General features: G+C 64.8%; 20 protein-coding genes. 14 read left to right on the top strand and 6 right to left on the bottom strand.

Annotated features, from left to right (window positions below; translation table 11 throughout):
* Window positions 1-150 precede the first annotated feature (150 nt).
* The 6 genes from murJ to BRA471DRAFT_RS25390 all read left to right on the top strand — a co-directional run bounded on the left by murJ (window position 151) and on the right by BRA471DRAFT_RS25390 (window position 7,546).
* Window positions 151-1,677 carry a murein biosynthesis integral membrane protein MurJ gene (gene murJ / locus BRA471DRAFT_RS25415; protein ID WP_007612453.1) on the top strand — a complete coding sequence of 509 codons (1,527 nt, stop codon included), beginning with the start codon at window positions 151-153 and terminating at the stop codon, window positions 1,675-1,677.
* A gap of 163 nt (window positions 1,678-1,840) precedes the next feature.
* Complete coding sequence (locus tag BRA471DRAFT_RS25410; RefSeq protein WP_007612451.1) at window positions 1,841-2,254, top strand: SRPBCC family protein; 414 nt, start codon at window positions 1,841-1,843, stop codon at window positions 2,252-2,254.
* Window positions 2,255-2,553: 299 nt separating this feature from the next.
* A complete protein-coding gene (locus BRA471DRAFT_RS25405) occupies window positions 2,554-2,832 on the top strand; it encodes a DUF1127 domain-containing protein (RefSeq protein ID WP_007612443.1) in 279 nt (92 codons plus the stop codon).
* Between the two features lie 321 nt (window positions 2,833-3,153).
* A complete protein-coding gene (locus BRA471DRAFT_RS25400; protein WP_007612442.1) occupies window positions 3,154-5,463 on the top strand; it encodes a xanthine dehydrogenase family protein molybdopterin-binding subunit in 2,310 nt (769 codons plus the stop codon).
* A gap of 89 nt (window positions 5,464-5,552) precedes the next feature.
* A complete protein-coding gene (locus BRA471DRAFT_RS25395; protein ID WP_007612428.1) occupies window positions 5,553-5,999 on the top strand; it encodes a cytochrome c in 447 nt (148 codons plus the stop codon).
* 251 nt (window positions 6,000-6,250) lie between these two features.
* Window positions 6,251-7,546, top strand: coding sequence for a cystathionine gamma-synthase family protein (locus tag BRA471DRAFT_RS25390; RefSeq protein ID WP_007612426.1), 1,296 nt, complete (start codon window positions 6,251-6,253; stop codon window positions 7,544-7,546).
* A 76-nt stretch (window positions 7,547-7,622) separates the two neighbouring features.
* On the opposite strand, the gene BRA471DRAFT_RS25385 is transcribed toward BRA471DRAFT_RS25390, so the two are convergent.
* Window positions 7,623-8,039, bottom strand: coding sequence for a CHRD domain-containing protein (locus BRA471DRAFT_RS25385; protein WP_007612424.1), 417 nt, complete (start codon window positions 8,037-8,039; stop codon window positions 7,623-7,625).
* A gap of 155 nt (window positions 8,040-8,194) precedes the next feature.
* Between BRA471DRAFT_RS25385 and BRA471DRAFT_RS25380 the strand changes: the two genes are divergently transcribed.
* Window positions 8,195-9,124 (top strand): cytochrome c, encoded by a 930-nt coding sequence (locus tag BRA471DRAFT_RS25380; RefSeq protein WP_035974230.1) that lies wholly within the window; start codon window positions 8,195-8,197, stop codon window positions 9,122-9,124.
* Window positions 9,125-9,148: 24 nt separating this feature from the next.
* Here BRA471DRAFT_RS25380 and BRA471DRAFT_RS25375 read toward each other — a convergent pair whose 3' ends face one another.
* Window positions 9,149-9,394 (bottom strand): Lrp/AsnC family transcriptional regulator, encoded by a 246-nt coding sequence (locus tag BRA471DRAFT_RS25375; RefSeq protein WP_007602021.1) that lies wholly within the window; start codon window positions 9,392-9,394, stop codon window positions 9,149-9,151.
* Window positions 9,395-9,523: 129 nt separating this feature from the next.
* On the opposite strand from BRA471DRAFT_RS25375, the gene thiD reads away from it, so the two are divergent.
* The 4 genes from thiD to BRA471DRAFT_RS25355 all read left to right on the top strand — a co-directional run bounded on the left by thiD (window position 9,524) and on the right by BRA471DRAFT_RS25355 (window position 13,425).
* Window positions 9,524-10,324: a bifunctional hydroxymethylpyrimidine kinase/phosphomethylpyrimidine kinase gene (thiD, locus tag BRA471DRAFT_RS25370; RefSeq protein WP_007612420.1), complete on the top strand. Its 801-nt coding sequence runs from the start codon at window positions 9,524-9,526 to the stop codon at window positions 10,322-10,324.
* A 184-nt stretch (window positions 10,325-10,508) separates the two neighbouring features.
* The gene (locus BRA471DRAFT_RS25365; protein WP_007612418.1) at window positions 10,509-11,321 is read left to right on the top strand and encodes a UDP-2,3-diacylglucosamine diphosphatase; all 813 of its coding nucleotides are present in this window, start codon (window positions 10,509-10,511) and stop codon (window positions 11,319-11,321) included.
* Window positions 11,322-11,334: 13 nt separating this feature from the next.
* Window positions 11,335-12,378: a glycosyltransferase family 1 protein gene (locus BRA471DRAFT_RS25360; RefSeq protein ID WP_007612417.1), complete on the top strand. Its 1,044-nt coding sequence runs from the start codon at window positions 11,335-11,337 to the stop codon at window positions 12,376-12,378.
* Window positions 12,379-12,441: 63 nt separating this feature from the next.
* Complete coding sequence (locus tag BRA471DRAFT_RS25355; RefSeq protein ID WP_007612414.1) at window positions 12,442-13,425, top strand: threonine/serine dehydratase; 984 nt, start codon at window positions 12,442-12,444, stop codon at window positions 13,423-13,425.
* Window positions 13,426-13,845: 420 nt separating this feature from the next.
* Here BRA471DRAFT_RS25355 and BRA471DRAFT_RS25350 read toward each other — a convergent pair whose 3' ends face one another.
* The gene (locus BRA471DRAFT_RS25350) at window positions 13,846-15,660 is read right to left on the bottom strand and encodes a caspase family protein (RefSeq protein WP_007612413.1); all 1,815 of its coding nucleotides are present in this window, start codon (window positions 15,658-15,660) and stop codon (window positions 13,846-13,848) included.
* 164 nt (window positions 15,661-15,824) lie between these two features.
* Here BRA471DRAFT_RS25350 and BRA471DRAFT_RS25345 point away from each other — a divergent pair, with 164 nt between their 5' ends.
* Window positions 15,825-16,268 (top strand): RbsD/FucU family protein, encoded by a 444-nt coding sequence (locus BRA471DRAFT_RS25345; RefSeq protein WP_007612412.1) that lies wholly within the window; start codon window positions 15,825-15,827, stop codon window positions 16,266-16,268.
* Window positions 16,269-16,298: 30 nt separating this feature from the next.
* Here the strand turns inward: BRA471DRAFT_RS25345 and BRA471DRAFT_RS25340 are convergent, their stop codons facing one another.
* Window positions 16,299-16,616, bottom strand: coding sequence for an antibiotic biosynthesis monooxygenase (locus BRA471DRAFT_RS25340; RefSeq protein ID WP_007612411.1), 318 nt, complete (start codon window positions 16,614-16,616; stop codon window positions 16,299-16,301).
* Window positions 16,617-16,737: 121 nt separating this feature from the next.
* Between BRA471DRAFT_RS25340 and BRA471DRAFT_RS25335 the strand changes: the two genes are divergently transcribed.
* Entirely contained in the window at window positions 16,738-17,097 is a 360-nt protein-coding gene (locus tag BRA471DRAFT_RS25335) for a hypothetical protein (RefSeq protein WP_007612410.1), read from the top strand.
* A gap of 188 nt (window positions 17,098-17,285) precedes the next feature.
* On the opposite strand, the gene BRA471DRAFT_RS25330 is transcribed toward BRA471DRAFT_RS25335, so the two are convergent.
* Window positions 17,286-18,689, bottom strand: coding sequence for a hypothetical protein (locus BRA471DRAFT_RS25330; protein WP_007612406.1), 1,404 nt, complete (start codon window positions 18,687-18,689; stop codon window positions 17,286-17,288).
* A gap of 75 nt (window positions 18,690-18,764) precedes the next feature.
* Between BRA471DRAFT_RS25330 and BRA471DRAFT_RS25325 the strand changes: the two genes are divergently transcribed.
* Complete coding sequence (locus BRA471DRAFT_RS25325) at window positions 18,765-19,961, top strand: major facilitator superfamily domain-containing protein 6 (RefSeq protein ID WP_007612404.1); 1,197 nt, start codon at window positions 18,765-18,767, stop codon at window positions 19,959-19,961.
* On the opposite strand, the gene dgcA is transcribed toward BRA471DRAFT_RS25325, so the two are convergent.
* Complete coding sequence (gene dgcA, locus BRA471DRAFT_RS25320) at window positions 19,931-20,926, bottom strand: N-acetyl-D-Glu racemase DgcA (protein WP_007612403.1); 996 nt, start codon at window positions 20,924-20,926, stop codon at window positions 19,931-19,933. The two genes, BRA471DRAFT_RS25325 and dgcA, sit on opposite strands and share 31 nt — an antisense overlap.
* Window positions 20,927-21,046: the final 120 nt, after the last annotated feature.

Below are 21,046 nucleotides of genomic sequence, written 5' to 3'. Positions count from 1 at the left end.
CTCCGCATCGAAAGCTGGGAGAGAGACCCCTCACCCTATCGAGTTTGTGTCTACTTGCGGCGCTGCCCTCTCCCACAAGGGGAGAGGGCACAGCAATGCGCATCGCAAGATGCAATCGACCTCTGTTCGATAAGTCTCTAAAACAGACGCATGCTCGGACGTATCTTCACGGTTGGTGGTTACACGCTGCTTTCGCGGCTGACGGGATTTGCCCGCGACATCATGCTTGCGGCGATCCTCGGCGCCGGCCCGGTGGCCGACGCCTTTTTCGTGGCGCTGCGGCTGCCCAACCATTTCCGTGCGATCTTCGCCGAGGGGGCCTTCAACGCAGCCTGGGTGCCGGCCTATGCGCATGTCCATGGCGAGCGCGGGGAGGGGGCGGCAAGATTGTTCGCCGACCGCATCTTCACGCTGCTGCTGGCCTCCCAGGTGGTGCTGCTGATCGTCGCCTGGCTGTTCATGCCGCAGGCCATGAGCATTTTGGCGCCCGGATTTTCCGAGGACGCCGAGCAACGCAAGCTCGCGATCGAGCTGACCCGGATCACCTTTCCCTATCTGCTGCTGATCACGCTGGTGACGCTCTATGGCGGCATGCTCAACGTGATGCAGCGCTTCGCCAGCGCCGCAGCCGCGTCGATCTTCCTCAACATCTCGATGATGATGACGCTGGCGCTTGCCGCCTGGTTTCCCAGCGCGGGCCACGCCGCCGCCTGGGGTGTCCTGATCTCCGGCTTCCTGCAATATGTCCTGCTCGCCGGCGATCTCGCCCGCCATGGCGGCCTGCCGCGCTTTGCGCCGCTCAAGCTCGACGAAGACGTCCGCGCATTCTTCAGGGCACTCGGGCCGGCGACGCTGGGCTCGATGGGCACGCAGCTCGCGCTGTTTGCCGACACCATCATCGCGACTTTCCTGCCCGCCGGCGCCCTGTCGGCGCTTTACTATGCCGACCGCCTCAACCAGCTCCCGATCGGCGTGATCGGCATTGCCGTCGGCACGGTGCTGCTGCCGGAGATGTCGCGGCGGATCACGGCGAACGATCATGATGGCGCGATGAAGGCGCAGCGCCGTGCGTTCGATTTCACGCTGCTGTTCTCGGTGCCATTCGTCGCCGCCTTCCTCACCGTGCCCGACGCAATCATGCGCGCGCTGTTCGCCCGCGGGGCATTCTCGAAAACCGATGCCGCCGCCGCCGGCGCCACGCTCGCGGCCTATGCCATCGGTCTGATCCCCTTCGTGCTGATCCGCAGTGCCGTCGCGACGTTTTATGCGCGCAAGGACACGGCGACGCCGGTGCGGGCGTCGCTGACCGGCATCGCGGTCAACGTCGCCCTCAAGGTCGCCTTGATGGGATCGCTGGCCCAGATCGGCCTTGCGTTGGCAACGGCCGTCGGTGTCTGGACCAACCTGCTGCTGGTGCTGTTCTTCGCGGTGCGGCGAGGTTTTCTCGTGCTGGACCGCGCCTGGCTGTTGTCGCTCGTCAAATTCCTGGTGACGGGGCTCATCCTGGCCGCCGCCTTCTGGCTGATCGCGCGCTTTGGCGGTCCTTCGTTGGGCTCGATGCACTTCCGGGACGAATTGACGCTGCTTCTGCTGGCCGGCGGGGGCACCATCGTCTATGCGCTCGCCATCCTTGTGCTGTTCGGCCGCCGCTGGCTGGTCTCGCTGGTGCGCGGCTAGCTTTTTCATATTTTCAACGCATGGACGGCTCGACCTTGTCGGCACGGGCCAATCTCGATCGTCCTTGGATGGACACATCTCGGAAGTGCGGTGGATGGACCCTGCACAATTGACGTGATGCCGTCACCTCGAGCCGGCAAAAATCGAACCAGGAGCACTGTTTATGAGGATCACCGTCGAAACCAACGTCGCAGCCCCCATCGATCAGGTCTGGCGCGCTTACACGACGCCCGCCGACATCATGAAGTGGAACGCCGCGTCCGACGACTGGCATACGACCAAGGCGACCGTCGACCTGCGAGAAGGCGGTGTCTTCTCATCGCGCATGGAGGCCAAGGACGGCAGCATGGGCTTTGACTTCGCCGGTACCTACACGAAAATCATCGAGCACAAGCGGATCGAGTACGCGTTCGGCGAGCGAAAAGCCGAAGTCGAGTTTGTGCCCGGCCCGAAGGGCGTTCTGGTCCGGGTTGTCTTCGATGGCGAATCGACGCACTCGGTCGAGCAGCAGCAAGGCGGTTGGCAGGCCATCCTCGACAACTTCGCACGATACGTGGAAGCGAAGAAGAAGTCGTGAAGGCGTTGACGGGCGTCGTCGGCTTCGGCGCCCGGCACCCTCAGGTAGGGACTCGCCTCCAGGATGCAGCGAACTCTACACATCTCTTGATTTTGCGCGATTGCTGTGGTAATCGCGTCGCATGATCAAATCAGTGCGCAAACTCAACCGCAACCACATGACCCGCTTCGGCTGGGCCGTGGAAGGAGTCGCGCGCTAAAGAATTCGACGACGACATCTTTTCACCAGGCCCCGCCGGCATCGGACGGGGCCTTTTGTTTGGCCACGCTTCCCTGCCGGCACAACAGCAGGAGCGTCCGATGCCACCCCAACAGACGAACATCACATCCGAGGCCGAGGGGCTCACCCTCGAACTTGCATCGACGCGCAGCATCCCAGGCTTGCTCGCGCAATACTGGCGTGTGCTCCAGGACTGGCGCTGGCGGCAGGGTCCACAAATCGCCTTGCAGGACCTGAGTGACAGGGAGCTGATGGATATCGGTCTGACGCGTGGCGAGGTCGACTATATCTCGCCTCAGCGAGCGATCGATACGTTGAGAAATAGCGCAACCTATCTATGGAGCCGCGGAGGGATGTAGGTTTTGAGGAGCTTGGCTGACTGCTTCTTCGCGGCCCATCCTTCGAGACGCCCGCCTATGGCGGGCCCTCAGGATGAGGTCGCGTTTTGCGGCGAGATGTTAAACCCTCATGGTGAGGAGCCCGCCAAAGCGGGCGTCTCGAACCATGCAGGCCGAGTTCGTTCTACGGTCACTGGTTGCCATATGCGATAGTCCGGTGGGTGACCGGGCGCGGCGCGTTCCCCTGCCTGCAATCACGTGCCACCGCCTAAACCCGTTTGCCTTGCCAGTTTTTCCACGGCAATATGCCGGCAAAACAACCATGCGAAACGGGATGAGAAAATGGCAGCCCCAATCAAGTTCGGCGTCGGCCAAAGTGTGTTGCGCAAGGAGGATGACGCGCTCATTCGCGGCAAGGGCCGCTATACCGACGATTATGCGCCGCAGGCCGCTTTGCGCTGCCTGATGCTGCGCTCGCCGCATGCGCATGCCAAATACACCATTGATGCGAGCCGTGCCCGCACCCTTCCCGGCGTCGCGCTGATCCTGACCGCCGATGACGTTGGGGATCTCGGCAATCTGCCCTGCCTGTTCAATCTCGAGACAGATCCCTTCACCGGGCCGCCTTACCCGATCCTCGCCAAGGACGAAGTGCGCCATGTCGGCGATTCCATCGCCTTCGTCGTCGCCGAAACCATCGACCAGGCCCGCGACGCGATCGAGGCGATCGAGGTCAAATGGAGCCCGCTGCCGGCAGTGACCGGCGTCGTCAACGCCGTGAAGAAGGGCGCAGCCTTGGTCTGGCCGGACAAGCCCGGCAACGTCCTGTTCGACGTCTCGATCGGCGACAAGAAAGCGACCGAAGCGGCGTTTGCCAAAGCGCATGCGGTGGCCGAGATCTCGATCGTCAATCCGCGCGTGGTCGCGAACTTCATGGAGACGCGCGCGGCAGTGTGCGAATACGACGCCAAGCGCGACCATCTGACGCTGACGGTCGGCAGCCAGGGCAGCCATCGCCTGCGCGACATCCTCTGTCAGAACGTGCTCAACATCCCGACCGACAAGATGCGGGTGATCTGCCCCGACGTCGGCGGCGGCTTCGGCACGAAGCTGTTTCCCTATCGGGAATACGCCCTTTTGGCAGTCGCCGCGCGAAAGCTGAAGAAGGCGGTGAAATGGGCGGCCGACCGCACCGAGCATTTCATGGGCGACGCGCAGGGCCGCGACAACGTCACCACCGCGAAGATGGCGCTGGCCGAGGACGGCAAGTTCCTCGCGATGGATTGCGACCTGATGGGCGACATGGGCGCGTATCTGTCGACCTTCGGACCCTATATCCCGCATGGCGGCGCCGGCATGCTGCCGGGCCTCTACGACATCCAGGCGTTCCACTGCCGGGTGCGCACCATCTTCACCAACAGCGTGCCGGTCGATGCCTATCGCGGTGCGGGGCGACCCGAGGCTGCTTACGTCATCGAACGTCTTGTGGATGCCTGCGCGCGGAAACTCGACATGACGGTGGATGCCATCCGCCGCAAGAATTTCATCCAGCCGAAGGCGCTGCCCTACAAGACCGCGACCGGCAAGGTCTACGATTCCGGCGACTTCGCCGCGCATCTGAAGCGCGCGATGGAGATCGCCGAGTGGAAGGAGTTTGGCAAGCGCGCCAAGGCGGCCAAGAAGAACGGCCTGATCCGCGGCATCGGACTTGCGAGCTATGTCGAGGTCTGCGGCACCATGGGCGAGGAGACCGCCAATGTGCGGATGGACCCCAATGGCGATATCACCGTCCTGATCGGCACCCAGTCGAGCGGGCAGGGCCATCAGACCGCCTATGCGCAGATCGTTGCCGAGCAGTTCGGCGTGGCGCCCGAGCGCGTGCACGTCCACCAGGGCGACACCGACATGATCGCCACGGGCCTCGGGACGGGCGGCTCGGCTTCGATCCCGTCAGGCGGTGTCAGCGTCGAGCGTGCGACCCGCGAGCTCGGCGCGCGGCTCAAGGAGATCGCCGCGCAGGCGCTGGAAGCCAGTGCCGGCGACCTCGAGATTACCGATGGCCTGGTGCGCATCGCCGGCACCGACCGTTCGATCTCGTTCGCCGATCTCGCCAAGCGTCCCGGCGTCGATCCGTCGAAGCTCAATGCGAGCGCGACCTTCGCCAGCGCCGACGGCACCTATCCGAACGGCACCCATGTCGCGGAGGTCGAGATCGATCCGGCCACCGGCATCATCAAGATCGTCAATTACGTGATCGTGGACGATTTCGGCATGACGCTCAATCCGCTGCTGCTGGCCGGCCAAGTCCATGGCGGCGCCATGCAGGGCATCGGGCAGGCGTTGATGGAGCAGGTGGTCTATGGCGCGGGCGACGGCCAGCTCGTCACCGCGACCTTCATGGACTACGCGCTGCCACGCGCGGCGGACGGGCCGGCCTTCGTGTTCGAGACGGCCAACGTTCCCTGCAAGACCAATCCGTTGGGGGTGAAGGGCGCGGGCGAGGCCGGTGCGATCGGGTCCTGCCCGGCCGTCGTCAACGCCATCGTTGACGGGCTCTGGCGCGAGTACAAGATCGACCATATCGACATGCCGGCAACCCCGGAGCGGGTGTGGATCGCCGTCAACGAGCACCATCGCCGTCACAGCCTGTGACAATCTTCCACGGGAATGAAATCTGCCGGGCGGTGTTGGCCCCATTGAGGGGTCGGCACGATCCTGTATCAACGAAAGGGATTTCGCGAATGAAGCGAGTGTTGGTTGTTGGGGGCGCGCTTTTGCTGGGTATGGGCGCGGTTTGGGCGCAGCAGGACTCCGTCAAGGAGGTCCAGATGCTGATGAAGGCCAACGGCAAGAACGCCGGCGCGGTGGCGGCGATCGTCAAGGGCGAGAAGCCCTACGATCAGGCCACGGTGGACAGCGCGCTGGCGCAGTTCGAGGACACCGCCAAGAAGCTGCCGAACCTGTTTCCCGCGAGCGCAAAGGGCATGAAGCCCGAGGGCGACTACAGCGCCTCGCCGAAGGTCTGGGAGGACAAGGCCGGGTTCGATGCCAAGGTCGCGAGCTTCGCCAAGGTCGTTGGCGAGGCCAAGGGCAAGATCAAGGATATCGACTCGCTCAAGGCGAATTTCCCCGCGATCGGCAAGGAATGCGGCGGCTGCCACGAGACGTTTCGCGTGAAGAACGGCTGACGGAAGAAAAAGATTCTGGGAATCGGGAAAAGGCGGTTGCGACAGCAGCCGCTTTTTTCATGTCGGCGCGTAGCGCAGGAAATTCTGTTCGCAAGGCCTGACGGATTGCTGGCGGAGCAGCTATCTTGGCTCCAGCCGCCGCGGCATGGGCGTGAGCTTTTGACGCTGACGCATCTTGCTCCTGACTGCGTTGCGACATCAGGAGTTCCAACCCGCGGCGAGCAGCTCAATCAGCAACAGCGAGACAAGCCATGGTCAAACCGTTCCCGTCGAAGACGCACATCGGCAACCATATGCTGCATCCGGAAACGCTGATGCTGACCTATGGCTACGATCCGCAATTGTCGGAAGGCGCGGTCAAGCCGCCGGTGTTCCTGACCTCGACCTTCGTATTCAAGACGGCCGAGGACGGACAGGACTTCTTCGATTTCGTCTCCGGCCGGCGCGAGCCGCCGGAAGGGATGGGCGCGGGCCTGGTCTATTCGCGCTTCAATCACCCCAACAGCGAAATCGTCGAGGACAGGCTCGCGATCTACGAGCGCACCGAGAGCTGTGCGCTGTTCTCGTCCGGCATGGCGGCCATCGCGACCACGATCCTGGCGTTCGTCCGCCCCGGCGATGTCATTCTGCACTCGCAGCCGCTCTACGGCGGGACGGAAACGCTGCTGACGAATACGCTTGCGCGTCTGTCGATCGGCGCCGTCGGCTTCGCCGATGGCGTCGATGAAGCCGTGGTCAGCCAGGCCGCCGAGGAGGCCATGCGCAAGGGAAGGGTCTCGATGATCCTGATCGAAACTCCGGCCAACCCGACCAACGGGCTGGTCGACATCGCCATGATGCGGCGTGTCGCCGAGACGATCGGAAAGACCCAAGGCCACGTTCCGATCATCGCCTGCGACAATACGCTGCTCGGACCGGTGTTTCAGCGGCCGATCGAGCATGGCGCGGATATTTCCCTGTACTCGCTCACGAAATATGTCGGCGGTCATTCCGATCTGATCGCGGGCGCCGCGCTCGGCGCCAAAGCGGTCGTGAAAGGCATCAAGGCGCTACGGGGCGCCATCGGCACGCAGCTCGATCCGCATTCCTGTTGGATGATCAACCGATCGCTGGAGACGCTGAGCCTGCGCATGGAAAAGGCCGACGCGAATGCGCGCCTCGTGGCGGACTATCTGCGCGATCACCCCAGGGTGGCCAAGGTGCACTATCTCGGTCATCACGACGCCGCGTCGCCGGACGGACGTGTGTTTGCGCGGCAATGCACAGGGGCGGGGTCCACGTTCTCGTTCGACATCGTCGGCGGTAAGGCCGCCGCCATGAAGTTCCTCAACGCGCTGCAAATCCTCAAGCTGGCGGTGAGTCTTGGTGGAACGGAGTCGCTTGCGAGCCTGCCTGCCACCATGACCCATTCCGGCGTTCCCGCCGACATCCGCCGGAAGATCGGCGTGCTCGATTCCACGATCCGGCTGTCGATCGGCATCGAACACCCGTCGGATTTGATCGCCGACCTCGCACAGGCGCTGAACGCGGCCGAACCTGAGGTGTGACGCCTGCGCCAGCGTACGCGGAATCGAAAAGGGCGGCTGCGATGGCAGCCGCCCTTTTTGCTGGTCTGTGCGAAGGTTACTTCATCACCTGACCGCGGATCTCGCCGCCCGGATTGGCCGCGGTGTGGATGTTGACGTAGAGCTTGCCGCCGAGCAGATCGGCCGCCTGCGCGTCGGTCAGTGTCGCCGAGCCCTCGGCCGGGCTGGTGGCTGCGCCGGGAATCGGGATCGCAACGCCGGCGTTCTTGCCGGGTTCGGCAGGTCCGTGGAAATGCGCGGCGGTGGCGGGGCCGGACAGACCGGAATAGGTGACCTTCCAGGACAGCTTCTTGCTGGCGGCGTCGTAATCCAGATCAGCCGTTCCGGTGCCGCTGCTGGTCGTTGCGGGGACCTCGGACTTGGCGTCGAGCGTTGCTTTCAGCTTTTCCGCGCTGGCCGAACCTGCAAGAGCAACGGCGCCAAGCAATGACATCGCGATGACGATCTTGTTCATGATTTTTCTCCCTGCTGAACCCGTTTGGGCCGCCAAACTTCCAACAGCCGGCATTTCAGTTTATTCCCGTTTCAGGCCGCGGTGGGCTAAATTCTTCGTGGCTGGAGCCGCGAGGACATCGGTCATAAGCTTCGCCGCGACGACGAAAGGACCGCATATTGCGACGAACAATCTCCGTGGCGCTGCTCGCCGCACTCGCCGCAGCCGGCGTCTATTGGTGGCTCAGCGCGCCGGTGGTGGCGGCCGCCGGCATCGCGCCTGCCCGCGTCCCTGATCTTGCCAATGGCGAGGTGATGTTCAACGCCGGCGGCTGCGCCTCATGCCATGCCGTCCCCGACCAGCCCGATCGTCTCAGGCTCGGCGGCGGCGTCGCGATCAAGTCGCCGTTCGGAACGTTCTACGCGCCGAACATCTCGTCCGATCCGACCGACGGCATCGGCAAATGGAGCCAGGCCGAATTCGTCAACGCGGTGATGCACGGGGTCTCGCCGGAGGGACGGCATTATTTTCCGGCCTTTCCCTACACGTCCTATCAGCACGCCAGGCGCGAGGACGTGCTCGATCTCTTTGCGTACCTGAAAACGCTACCGGCCGTTGCAGGCAAGGTGCGCGACCACGACGTGCGCTTTCCGTTCAATATCCGCCGCAACGTCGGCATCTGGAAATTCTTATTTCTGGACGGCAAGCCCTTCGTCGCCGACAGCGCGAAGTCGCCGCAGTGGAATCGCGGCGCCTATCTCGTCAACAGTTTTGGCCATTGCGCGGAATGCCACAGCCCGCGCAATGCGCTTGGCGGCATCATCGCCGGACAACGCTTCGCCGGCGGACCCAATCCGGAAGGCGAGGGGTGGGTGCCCAACATCACCCAGAAGGGCCTTGGCGAGTGGAGCGCGAAGGATATTGCCTATTTCCTGAAGACCGGCGAATTGCCCGACGGCGACAGCGTCGGCGGCGCGATGACGCGGGTGATCAAGAACACCTCGCAATTGCCGGACGACGATCTCGCGGCGATGGCGGACTATCTCAAATCGCTGCCGCCGGTGGACGGTCCGCCGCGTCCCAAGCGCAAGGAGGGCGGCGCCTGATCAGGCCCGCTCCTTTCCGGACGATCAACTCGCGCCAAACGCCTTGAAGGTGATGATGGTGAGGGTGTCCTGGATCCCGGGCAGCACCTGCACCTTCTCGTTGACGAAGTGGCCGATATCGGTGTCGTTGTCGACGTAGAACTTCACCAGCAGGTCGTATTGCCCGGCCGTGGAATAGATCTCGGAGGCGATCTCGGCTTCGGCAAGCGCATTGGCGACCACATAGGATTGACCGAGCTTGCATTTGATCTGGACGAAAAAGGGAACCATCGCGGTCACTCCGAAAGCATATCTGACGGCTAATAGGCCAAACCCGGCCGGATTTAGCAAGCGAACTTGCTGGGCTGGGGGAGGCGCGCTAGGACGGGCCATGGCTTCGAAAACGCGGAAAATCGCCCCATGACGACGCCCGTCGCGCTGACCATTGCCGGCTCCGATTCGAGCGGCGGCGCCGGCATCCAGGCCGACCTGAAGACCTTTGCCGCGCTCGGCGTTTTTGGCGCGTCCGCCATCACGGCGCTGACGGCGCAGAACACCTGCGGCGTCACCGGCATTCACGCGGTGCCCGCCGAATTCGTCACCGCGCAGATCGACGCGGTGTTCTCCGATCTCGAGGTCGGCGCGGTCAAGATCGGCATGGTGGCGCAAGCCGCCAGCATCGATGCGATCGCGGCCGCGCTGTCGCGCTGGGCGCCCCGGCATATCGTGCTCGATCCCGTGATGGTGGCGACATCGGGCGATCGCCTGCTCGCGTCCGAAGCTGTCGACGCCCTGCGCATTAAACTGATGCCGCTGGCTTCGGTGATCACACCCAATCTGCCCGAGGCCGCGGCTCTGCTCGGCGAACCGGTCGCGGCCAGCGAGGCCGAGATCGAAAGCCAGGGGCGCCGGCTGCTGGCGCTCGGCTGCCGGGCGGTCCTGATCAAGGGCGGGCACGGCGAGGGCGCCGAGAGCATCGACTATCTCGTCGATGCCAGCACCACGATCGCGCTCGCCGCGCCGCGCGTTGCCACTCGCAATACCCATGGCACCGGCTGCTCGCTGTCCTCGGCGGTTGCCGCGGGGCTCGCCCGAGGCGAGGATCTCGAGCGCGCCGTGCGCAACGCCAAGACCTGGATCAGCGCGGCGATCGCCGCCGCCGACCGCTTCAGCGTCGGCCACGGCCACGGCCCGATCCATCATTTCCACAAATTCTACTGACGCCGCTCGCGAGCGCGCCGCGGTTCCGGGTTCTTGCGGAGGCCGCTGCGACGCCATGTCGCCTGATTGTCGCATGCGACTGATATTCGCGGGGTGGGCGAGGCAAGCGCGATTCGTATCCGAAGGTGCCTCAAAGGTTCAATTGGTCATCCCCCTGTCACGGGACATTGTTACAGGCTGGCGCATGGGAAGTTACGATGTGAGTGACGAGAGCCCGGAGCGGCGCTTTCGCACGTTGTTCATCTCCGACGTTCATCTCGGAGCCCGCGGTTCTCAAGCCGACCTTCTGCTCGACTTCCTGCGTTTCCATGATGCCGACACGATCTATCTCGTCGGCGATATCGTCGACGGCTGGGCGCTGAAATCGAGCTGGCATTGGCCGCAATCGCATAACGACCTGGTCCAGAAGCTTTTGCGCAAGGCGCGCAAGGGCGCCAAGGTGATCTACATCCCCGGTAATCACGACGAGTTCCTGCGCAACTATTACGGCACGCATTTCGGCGGCATCGACGTGGTCGAGAACACCGTCCACTCCGGCGCTGACGGCAAGCGCTATCTCGTCATCCACGGCGACATCTTCGACCTCGTGGTGCAGAACGCACGCTGGCTCGCCCATCTCGGCGACAAGGCCTACGATTTCGCGATCCAGCTGAATCGCTTCGTCAACTTCTTCCGGCGCATGTTCAAGGTGCCCTATTGGTCGCTGTCGCAATGGGCCAAGCAGAAGGTGAAGAATGCGGTGAACTATATCGGCGCGTTCGAGCAGGCGCTCGCCGCCGAGGCGCGGCGCCACGACGCCGACGGCGTGATCTGCGGTCACATCCACTACGCGGTGATCCGCGACGAGGGCGGCATCCGCTACATGAATTGCGGCGACTGGGTCGAGAGCTGCACGGCGCTGGTCGAGCACGACGATGGCCGTTTCGAGATCATCACCTGGGCGGACCAGGCCGAGAAGCCGGCACAGGTCCCGCAGGTTGCAGCCAGAGCTGCATGACAAAGGCAGCCTGATGCGCATCCTGGTCGCGACCGACGCCTGGCACCCGCAAGTCAACGGTGTGGTTCGGACGCTGACCAAACTTGCTGACGGTGCCAAAAGCCTCGACGTCGAATTCTCGTTCCTGACGCCGCAATCGTTCCGCACCTTTGCGATGCCGAGCTACCGTGACGTGCGGCTGGCCATGCCGCGGCCGGGCAGAATCGCAAAGCTGATCGAAGAGGCGCACCCGGACAGCATCCACATCGCGACGGAGGGTCCGATCGGCCTGATGGTTCGGCGTTATTGCCGCCAGCGCAAGCTGCCCTTCACGACCAGCTTCCACACCCGCTTTCCCGAATATGTCCGCGCCCGCGTGCCGGTGCCGGGCTCGCTGATCTGGCGGGCGCTGCGCCGATTTCACAGCCCCAGCCGCGCCGTGATGGCGGCAACGCCGGCGCTCGCCAGCGAGCTGACCGAGCGCGGCTTCGACAATGTCGTGCTGTGGCCGCGCGGCGTCGACACCCATTTGTTCCATCCCCGCGCGATCGATCTCTGCCTGCCGGCACCGGTGTTCCTCTCGGTCGGCCGGGTCGCGGTGGAGAAGAATCTCGAGGCGTTCCTCGACCTCGACCTGCCCGGCACCAAGGTGATTGTCGGCGACGGTCCGGCGCGTGTCGCGCTGGAGGAGGCCTATCCGGACGCGATCTTCCTCGGCGAAAAGCACGGCGAGGAGCTGGCGGACATCTATGCGGCCGCTGACGTCTTCGTGTTTCCGAGCAAGACCGACACGTTCGGCCTCGTTCTGCTCGAAGCGCTGGCGAGCGGCCTGCCGGTCGCGGCCTTCCCGGTGAAGGGCCCCCGCGACGTGATCGGCGATGCCCCGGTCGGCGCGCTCGATCACGATCTGCGCGGTGCCTGCTTCGCCGCGCTGGACATCTCCCGGCAGGACTGCGTCGAATTCGCCGCCAACTACACCTGGGAAGCCTCGGCCCGGGCCTTTATCGACAGCATTTTGGCGGTCGATGCGGTGCTGCCGGGCCGGAACGGGGCAGAACCGGCGCGATTCGTCGCCTGAGGGGAAGAAGCGCTCGCGCAGACATGCCTTGCCCGCGCCTCATCCGCCGCGATAACATCGGGCATGACAGAACAGCTCCTCCCGATCGGCCCTGCCGATATCGATGCCGCAGCACGCGTGATCGCACCCTTCGCCGTCCGCACGCCGCTGCTGTCCTTTCCCGTGCTCAACGAACGCGTCGGCGCAAAGGTCTATCTCAAGCCGGAGATGCTCCAGCGCACCGGTTCGTTCAAGTTCCGCGGTGCCTTCAACAAGGTCGCCTCGATCCCGCAGGACAAGCGCGCCGGCGGCGTAGTCGCGTTCTCCTCCGGCAACCACGCCCAGGGCGTGGCGGCGGCGGCCAAGATCCTCGACATGCAGGCGACCATCGTGATGCCTGCGGATGCGCCGTTGTCGAAGCGCGAGCGCACCAAATCCTACGGTGCCGAGGTCGTGCTGTACGACCGCGACCGCGACGACCGCGAGGCGATCTCGCGCGGTATCGCCGAGAAGCGCGGCGCGACGCTGGTCAGGCCCTATGACGATCCCTTCGTGATCGCCGGCCAAGGCACGGCCGGCCGCGAGATCGCCGAGGACATGGCGGCACTTGGTCTCGCCCCAGATATCGTGGTAGCGCCGGCCTCCGGCGGCGGCCTGATCGCGGGCGTCGCGACGGCCGTAAAGGCACGCTTTCCGCTGGCCCAAATCGTCGTGGCCGAGCCCGAAGCGTTCGACGATCACGGCCTGTCGCTGACCGCGGGCCACCGCGAGCCGCACGCACCCGCCGGCCGCACCATCTGCGATGCGCTGATGGCCCTGATCCCCGGCGAGATGACCTTTGCAATCAACAGCAAGCTGCTCGCGCGCGGCGTGACCGCGTCGGACAAGGAAGTCGGCGCGGCCGTCGCCTTTGCCTATCGCGAGCTGAAGCTCGTGGTCGAGCCGGGCGGAGCGGTCGGCCTGGCCGCGCTGCTTGCGGGGCGACTTGATGTTGCCGGCAAGAACGTCGTCATTGTGCTCTCGGGCGGCAATGTCGACGCCGATCTGTTCGCCGAGCTGGTGGCCTGAGAGCAGTTTCCCTGTGGCCATCCTTCGAGACGCCCGCTTTGGCGGGCTCCTCAGGATGAGGAAGGCGTGCGCGGCAGCAGCTTCAATCGGCCCCGATGCTGATTAGCCTCATCCTGAGGAGACCGCGGAGCGGTCGTCTCGAAGGACGAGGCGCGCGCTCAGAGCGCGCCAATGCTGATCATATCTATTCCCCAATGCGAAGAGGGGCAGAGCGTCACCGCTCTGCCCCTTCTTTATTTGTCGCATGTGGGTTCGAACTCGCCGCTTTGCTCGGTGCAACCTCTCCCGCTTGCGGGGGAGGTCGGCGCGAAGCGCCGGGTGGGGGCTCTTTCCTCTCGCGGGATCCTCGTTTGTGGAAGCACCCTCTCCCCAACCCTCCCCCGCAAGCGGGGGAGGGCGCGCACCTTCTTCTTTGCATCATCAGTGCATGAAGCCGCCGCGGTGGTTGTTGCCGCTGTTGCCACCCTGGCTCTGGTTCATCGACTGGCGGAAGTTGTTGTTGCCATTGTTGACGATCCGGTTGTTCGTGTTGAACTGCGGGCGGTCGTTGTTCTGCACCTGCAGCTTGTTCACCGGGTTGTTGCTGATCTTCACGCCGTTGTTGATGCGGATCGGGTTGTTCTGGGTCTGAACGTTGACGGGCTTCGTATCGATGGTCGTGCCGCCCTTGCCGACATTCACCGGCATGCTCACGATCTTGCCAGGATTGCCACTGGTTGTGCCGTTGGCAGTGCCATTCGGCGTCTTATTGGTCGCAGGCAGCGTCACGATCTTGCCGATGCCGCCATTGTTGTTGGTGGTGTTGGTGGTGTTGGTCGGCGCGGGCAGGGTGGCGATCTTGCCCGGGGTCTGCGACGGCGTGCCGTTCTGCGGGTTGGGCTGGTTGTTGCCCGCCGGCAGGTTGATGATCTGGCCGCCATTGCCGAGCTTGCCGATGCCGTTGTTGTCGCCCGACTTCTGCACGATCGGAAAATTGCCGTTCACTTGCGCGCCGCCATTACCCTGCTGCAGCGGCATGTATTTGGGCTGGCCGAGATTGCCGATCTTGAAGGTCGGGGCGATATTCTGCGGCGCCAGGAATTTGGTCGCCTGCATCAAGGGAATCTGCTTCGGCTGCATCTGGAGCTTCAGCGCGACCTGCGCATAGGGCGTGTTGCCGTAGCTGTCGTAGAAGTTCTTGTAGCCGAGCGGCGAGTTCGCGAGCACCGCCTTGTGCCAGGCCTGCGTGAGCAGCAGGTTGTTGAGCAGCCAGCGGACGTGATCGCACAGCGGGTCGTGCGGATACATCGTGATGAATTCCTGATAGTACTCCGGCCGTGCTTCGGACACGACGTAGTCATAGGCTTGGCGGGTCGAGCGGCTCGGCAGGTTGGAGGCCATCTGCACCACAGGCGCATTCACCGGCGCGCGGTTGGCGGCAACGGCGGTGTCGCCGAAGAAGGTGAAGTCCGACGTCAGCGACGAGCTCTCCCACGGGATCTGCGCGCCGCTGGTGGTCTGGTTCACTTCGAGGCGCACGCGCTTGAACAGCTGCTCGATCGGCACGTTGGGCTCGCGCGCGACGTTCAGGAAGGCCTGCGTATAGGGGCTGTGGCCGCCGGTGCCGTCCTGCGCTTCCGCGCCCGGCGCGGTCGAGTAACCGACGATCGAACCGTTCGGCGCATCGACGATGGCCAAGCCGCGGCCGGCATCATTCACGTTCGGGAACGGGTTGTTGCGGCAGGCGTCGAGGATGACGATGCGCATGCGGCTCGGGATCGTCTCCAGCGTCGACATCACGTCGACCAGGCGGACGGAGTTGTTGACGAGCTCGGTCTGGCTCGAGACCTTGGCGTCGACGGGAACGAGGTAGTTCTCGCCGGCGAGCTGCACGCCGTGACCGGCGTAGTAGACCATCGCCACGGTGTTCGGACCGCGCGCCGACACTTTGGCGGAGAAGTCCTGCACCACGCGGAGCATGTCGTTCTGGGTGAGGTCGGTCGCGGCGACCACTTCGAAGCCGGCGGAGTTCAGGAACTTCGCCATGGACTCCGCGTCGTTGTCCGGATTGGCGAGCTGCGGCGCGTTCTGGTAGTTCGAATTGCCGATCACCAGCGCCACCCGCTGTTCCGGGCCTTGCAGCGCGGTGGGGGCCGGCTCGACCGGGGCGACTTGCGCGGAAACTGGGCCGCAGGCAAAGCCGAACAGGCTTCCCAGCAGGCTAGCCGTCATCAGGAAAGGTCTTAGGCGGAACATGGCGTGCTCCTTTGGCACTGATCTCGATACGAGATTGGTTGCCGCGGAGCTTGGCCGCGTTCGAGTTTGAGGTCCGTGATCCCCATCACCATGGTAGGCTGCGTGATCTGAATCACGCTTGGAACCTGCCAAGGTGGGCGCCCCATGGGAGGACAGTCCGTCACATGCTGAAATCGATCGATCCGATCCTCACGCCCGACCTGCTCTGGCTGCTGGCTTCCATGGGCCATGGCGACGACCTCGCTTTCGTCGATGCCAATCACCCCGCGGCACGCATCGCGCAGAGCACGAATTCGCAGCGCCTGATCCAGTTGCCGGGCATGCGCATGGAGACCGCGATTCGCGCCATCATGTCGGTCTACCCGCTCGACGATTTCGATCCCGATCCGGTACGCGTGATGATGCCGGTCGACGATCCCGACCGCGTCCCCGATGTGCAGCGCGCGGTGCTCGCCGAGATCGAACGCGCCGCTGGCCGGCCGGTCACGCCCGGAAAACTCTCCCGGCCGGATTTTTATCGCGCGGCGGCGGGGGGTTTTGGCGTGGTGCAGGTGGGGGACAGCAGGGGTTACGGATGCTTCCTGATCAGGAAGGGTGTGATCAGCTAGCAGCGCACGATCGAACGATGTGAAACCGCGTCACGCGTGCGCGAATGGTCCAACTTCGCGGATCACCTTGCAGATCTGCAGGAAGCCGCTGGCATAGAATTCGGCATGTCCCCGCTTCATCGTCTCGACATGTTCGGGATGGGTGCGCCAGGCCTCGAGCGCTTGCTCCGAGGCAAAACGGAACACGGTGAGCTCCTCGCCGTCACTGGCCTTGAACGACTTGACCGACACAAAGCCGGGAAGACGGCTGACGATGTCGTACATGCGCGCGCCGAGCCGGTCGTGTTCGTCGACAGAGGCGCCGTTACGCAATTGCAGATCGCCAATGACAATCACTTCGCCAATCATGTTTCCTTGACCCTCGGTGATGGATTTCCGTTCCCGATCTCTTCGGTTTCGCGATGGGCTTTGTTACATCGCCCCCCGAATTTGAATGGCCTGCCGGCATCCGACTGTTTATGGTCGGTCCATGTCGCGCCTTATGTGTCTATCTGTCGCTATCGTCCTATCGCTGCTGCCGGCTGTCGCGCCGGCTGCTTCGATCCAAAAGCGTCCCAAGCAAGCCTGGCATGGCTACGGCTTCCTGCCGGGCTATCGCCAGCCGCTGAGCAACAGCATCCCGCTCTACAAGCAGAAGGAAGCGATGCGGCGGATGTCGCCCAGCGACCGGCGCCATTGGTACATCGATCCAGTTCCGCAATATTACGGCTGGGACGGTGAGTGGCGCTATTTCGGCCGGCCCGGCTTCGGCGGCGGCCGCTACAATGGCGGTAGTTTTGGCCCGTGCTGGACGCGGACGCCGATCGGGGCAGTGTGGAATTGCGGATGATGGGCTGAGCTCCGATCCATCACCGTCATCCTGAGGCGCGCACTCTGCGGCGCGACAGCGACGCAGAGTGCGCCTCGAAGGGCGACGGCCCGGCTGCATCTCGGCCGCTCATCCTTCGAGGCTCCGCGCACGATGCGGCGCATCGTGCGCCTCGCACCTCAGGATGACGGAAGTGAGAGCGCATCCCCTTACGAGAAGAACGCGATCTTCTCGGCCTGGGTCATGCGGCGAATGGGCGCCATGGGATCGTTGGCGGCGGCGCGGGGCTTTTGCAGGATGCCGCTGGCGAGGATGGTGGCGCCGAGCGAGGCTTCCGGAACCGGCGAGGGCATCGGCAGCGTCGTGGCCTGCGCCGCGCCGAATGTCGCGGTGGCTGCCATCACCGGCGCCGGCTGCTCCATCACTTCGGCGGCGGCTTCCGCAATGGCGTTGGTGAGGCGCGCCAGCGATTCCATCGCGATCGGCGCTTCCTCCACGGGCTCCTCCACGACCGTTGCGGCGGCGACTGGCTCCGGTGCGGCCGGCTCCGGTGCGATCGGCTCCGGTATCTCGGCTGCGATGGGCGCTGCGGCCTCCGCAACCACCGGATCCGGAACGGTCGCTTCCATCTCCACGGGCTCGATGATCTCGTCGAATTCCGGATCGGGCGCGGCCATCTCCAACGCGATGGCCTCGAGTATGGCTTCGTCCTCGGCTTCGGCGGCGGCGTCGAGCGAAAATTCGTCCGTCACCTCGGCAAAGGCGGCGGACTCAGCGGACGGCTCTGCAAAAGCGGCGGCTTCAGGCGCGGCCCGGCTCTCCGCGAGGGTCTCCGGCTCCAGGGCGGCGTCCATCGCCTGTTCCATCACGGAGAAGGCCTCGGCGACGACGTCGGCCGCTTCCATGGTGGTTTCGGGCTCGATCGCCTCTGCGATGTCCTGCGGCGCCTCCCTAAAAGCCACGGCTGCTTCGCCGGCCATCGCCGCAGGCGCGGCCTCCGCAGGCGGAGCTTCCGCAGCGGGCGACGGTGCGTCCTGTACCGGAGCCGGCGAGGGGGGCGCGGCCTGCGGCGTTGCGTCAGCGTCGGTCTGGTCGATCCGGTCCTTGAGCAGATCGAATGCGGCCTTGAGGTCGGCGCGGGGATCGATGGTCGAAACCTGCGCGCAGGCCGCCTCGATGGATGCGAGCTGCGAATCAATCAGGTCGCAGATTCGCCCGTCCGCGCCGATCTCGCGCCAGCGCCAGGAGATCTCCTTGATGATGCGGAGACCGCGCGGGATCGGCGCGAGACTCGCCTCGATCGCCCCGGGATCGAACGCCGCGATCGCAATCGTCTCGGCTTCGCGGATCGCGTGCCGGATCGCGACCAGCGCCTCGGGGAGGCGGTCCTCGACGACGGGCTGGCGCTGTGCCGCAAGGGTTTCTTCGATTTTCGCGACAGCATCGAGCACCATGCGGGTGTCGGCGTTGCGGTTGCGCTTGGCGTATTCGCCGAGGAACCAGCGGCCGCGCGCGGTCTCCAGGAAGGCTTCGCGGATCGCGTCGTAATCCTGCTCGTTCGGCTCGGCCGCGCGGGCAGACATAGGCGAGAGGGCGAATGCTTCGTTGGCCATGTCAATCTCGTCGCGCAAATCACCGCGCGTTACAGTAACGATCATCACGATATCGACCGAATCGCAATTGGTTTGATGGCGCCCGAATCACAAATCCCCATCGCAGCAGCTCGGAAGCGGCGATTCGCCGTGAGCCTCGCGCTGTTCTATTCGGCCGTGTTCGCGGTGTCGGGAACGCATCTGCCGTTCTTTCCGGTCTGGCTGAAGGCCATCGGCATCGACGCGGCCTGGATCGGCCTCATCAACGCGCTGCCGGCGATCACGCGCTTCACCACGCTGCCGCAGATCACGGCCTTTGCCGAAAAGCGACATGCCATTCGCGCCGGCATGATGGTGTCCGTGCTGGCGACGGCGATCGGGTTCACGGCGGTCGGCTTGCAGCAGCAGCCGCTGGCGCTGTTCCTGATCTATGCGCTGACCTGCATGATGTGGACGCCGACCATGCCGCTGACCGACGCCTATGCGCTGCGTGGCGTCGCCCGCTACGGGCTCGACTACGGGCCGGTGCGGCTGTGGGGCTCGGCAGCCTTCGCGGCCGGCTCGCTCGCCTGCGGCTATCTGGTGGACCACATTGCGGCGCGCGATCTGATCTGGGTCATCGTCGCCTGGGCCGTGGTTGCGGTCGCCGCCGGCATGCTGCTGCAGCCGCTCGACGATGTCAGGCGAAGGACGACGGTGGCGCACGCCAGCAAGGCGCTGCTGCGCGATGCCGGCTTCTGGGCCATTATCGTTTCGGCCGCGCTGATCCAGGGCAGTCACGTCGCGTACTACACGTTCTCGGCCATCAACTGGCAGGCCCACGGCCTCGGCGGGCTGACGATCGCAGGGCTCTGGACGTTAGGAGTGATCGCCGAGATCGTCGTGTTCGCGTTGTCGCCGCGCTTCTCGCTGCACCCGTCCTCGCTCATGGCGATCGGGGGCGCGAGCGCGGTCGTGCGCTGGGTCGTCACCGCGCACGATCCGCCGCTCGCGCTGCTCGCGGTCGTGCAGCTCGGCCACGGCCTGACCTTCGGGATGACGATCCTCGGCACGATGAGTCTGCTGGTGCAGCGCGTGCCGTCGCATCAGATTGCGCGGGGGCAGGGCTATTACGCCGCGTGCAACGGGTTGCTGGGTGCGACCACCTCGATCGCGTCAGGCGCGATCTACGCCCGCATCGGCGACGGCCTCTATTACGTCATGGCCGCGATGGCCGGTGTGGGTGCGCTTCTGATCTGGTCGGCGCGGCACCGGCTGAAAGCTCATCCCCACAGCGACGAGTCCGGCGGATAGACCAGGCTGTCATCGTAACGCAGGCCATGATCGCGGTCGCGCGTCAGCAGCAACGGGCCGTCGAGATCGACGAAGCGCGCCTGCGGCGTCACCAGCATCGCAGGCGCCATCGACAGCGAGGTCGCGACCATGCAGCCGATCATGATCTCGAAGCCGAGCGCCTGCGCGGCATCGGCCATCGCCAGCGCCTCGGTGAGGCCGCCGGTCTTGTCGAGCTTGATGTTCACGGCATCGTAGCGCTCCCGGAGCGACGCCAGCGAAGAGCGGTCGTGCACGCTTTCGTCGGCGCAGACCACCAGTGGCCGCTTGATCCGGGCCAGCGCGTCGTCCTTTCCGGCCGGCAGCGGCTGCTCGACCAGGGTGACGCCGACGGCCTCGCAGGCGGCAAGATTGTGCTCCAGATTGGCCTCGGTCCAGGCCTCGTTGGCATCCACGATCAATTCGGATTCGGGAGCGGCCTTGCGTACCGCCGCGATCCGCTCCGTGTCGCCGTCGCCGCCGAGCTTGATCTTGAGCAGCGGCCGGTGCGCCGCTTTGGCAGTCGCCGCCGCCATGGCCTCGGGCGTGCCCAGCGAGATCGTGTAGGCCGTGGTGCGCTCGCCCGGCGACGGGCGGTCGAGCAGGCTCCAGGCCCGCAAGCCCGCCGCCTTGGCTTCCAGATCAATCAGGGCACAATCCAGGGCATTGCGGGCCGCTCCGGGCGGCATGGCGGCTTGCAGGGCCTGGCGGGTGAGGCCGCCGGCCACGGCCTCCCGCATGGCCTGGATGGCGGCAAGGGTCGCCTCGGGCGTCTCGCCATAGCGGGGATAAGGCACGCATTCGCCGCGGCCGGTCAGGTCGTCCCGGCTGACCTCTGCCACGACAGTGACGGCCTCGGTCTTGGCGCCCCGGCTGATAGTGAAACTGCCCGCGATGGGAAAGCGCTCGATTCGTGCGGCGAGGGCAGGAACTTTGCTGGAAGTCATTTTGAACTCTGGCGAAATCTGAACCTGCTGGTTACCTCTAGCAACTAAGGTTAACCAGTTGGGGATACCTTCTCCGGGTAAGGGCGCGTGCGCAACCATCTGATTTCAACCGTTTCTCGC

It is taken from the genome of Bradyrhizobium sp. WSM471 (assembly GCF_000244915.1).
Classification (GTDB): domain Bacteria; phylum Pseudomonadota; class Alphaproteobacteria; order Rhizobiales; family Xanthobacteraceae; genus Bradyrhizobium.
The sequence above is the reverse complement of the archived record's forward strand: the minus strand, read 5'-3'. Positions and strand labels throughout refer to the sequence as shown.

Excerpts from the sequence above, each read along its gene's own strand:
- murJ (WP_007612453.1), top strand. The coding sequence starts at position 151 with ATGCTCGGACGTATCTTCACGGTTGGTGGTTACACGCTGCTTTCGCGG.
- BRA471DRAFT_RS25410 (WP_007612451.1), top strand. The coding sequence starts at position 1,841 with ATGAGGATCACCGTCGAAACCAACGTCGCAGCCCCCATCGATCAGGTC.
- BRA471DRAFT_RS25405 (WP_007612443.1), top strand. The coding sequence starts at position 2,554 with ATGCCACCCCAACAGACGAACATCACATCCGAGGCCGAGGGGCTCACC.
- BRA471DRAFT_RS25400 (WP_007612442.1), top strand. The coding sequence starts at position 3,154 with ATGGCAGCCCCAATCAAGTTCGGCGTCGGCCAAAGTGTGTTGCGCAAG.
- BRA471DRAFT_RS25395 (WP_007612428.1), top strand. The coding sequence starts at position 5,553 with ATGAAGCGAGTGTTGGTTGTTGGGGGCGCGCTTTTGCTGGGTATGGGC.
- BRA471DRAFT_RS25390 (WP_007612426.1), top strand. The coding sequence starts at position 6,251 with ATGGTCAAACCGTTCCCGTCGAAGACGCACATCGGCAACCATATGCTG.
- BRA471DRAFT_RS25385 (WP_007612424.1), bottom strand. The coding sequence starts at position 8,039 with ATGAACAAGATCGTCATCGCGATGTCATTGCTTGGCGCCGTTGCTCTT.
- BRA471DRAFT_RS25375 (WP_007602021.1), bottom strand. The coding sequence starts at position 9,394 with ATGGTTCCCTTTTTCGTCCAGATCAAATGCAAGCTCGGTCAATCCTAT.
- thiD (WP_007612420.1), top strand. The coding sequence starts at position 9,524 with ATGACGACGCCCGTCGCGCTGACCATTGCCGGCTCCGATTCGAGCGGC.
- BRA471DRAFT_RS25365 (WP_007612418.1), top strand. The coding sequence starts at position 10,509 with ATGGGAAGTTACGATGTGAGTGACGAGAGCCCGGAGCGGCGCTTTCGC.
- BRA471DRAFT_RS25360 (WP_007612417.1), top strand. The coding sequence starts at position 11,335 with ATGCGCATCCTGGTCGCGACCGACGCCTGGCACCCGCAAGTCAACGGT.
- BRA471DRAFT_RS25355 (WP_007612414.1), top strand. The coding sequence starts at position 12,442 with ATGACAGAACAGCTCCTCCCGATCGGCCCTGCCGATATCGATGCCGCA.
- BRA471DRAFT_RS25350 (WP_007612413.1), bottom strand. The coding sequence starts at position 15,660 with ATGTTCCGCCTAAGACCTTTCCTGATGACGGCTAGCCTGCTGGGAAGC.
- BRA471DRAFT_RS25345 (WP_007612412.1), top strand. The coding sequence starts at position 15,825 with ATGCTGAAATCGATCGATCCGATCCTCACGCCCGACCTGCTCTGGCTG.
- BRA471DRAFT_RS25340 (WP_007612411.1), bottom strand. The coding sequence starts at position 16,616 with ATGATTGGCGAAGTGATTGTCATTGGCGATCTGCAATTGCGTAACGGC.
- BRA471DRAFT_RS25335 (WP_007612410.1), top strand. The coding sequence starts at position 16,738 with ATGTCGCGCCTTATGTGTCTATCTGTCGCTATCGTCCTATCGCTGCTG.
- BRA471DRAFT_RS25330 (WP_007612406.1), bottom strand. The coding sequence starts at position 18,689 with ATGGCCAACGAAGCATTCGCCCTCTCGCCTATGTCTGCCCGCGCGGCC.
- BRA471DRAFT_RS25325 (WP_007612404.1), top strand. The coding sequence starts at position 18,765 with ATGGCGCCCGAATCACAAATCCCCATCGCAGCAGCTCGGAAGCGGCGA.
- dgcA (WP_007612403.1), bottom strand. The coding sequence starts at position 20,926 with ATGACTTCCAGCAAAGTTCCTGCCCTCGCCGCACGAATCGAGCGCTTT.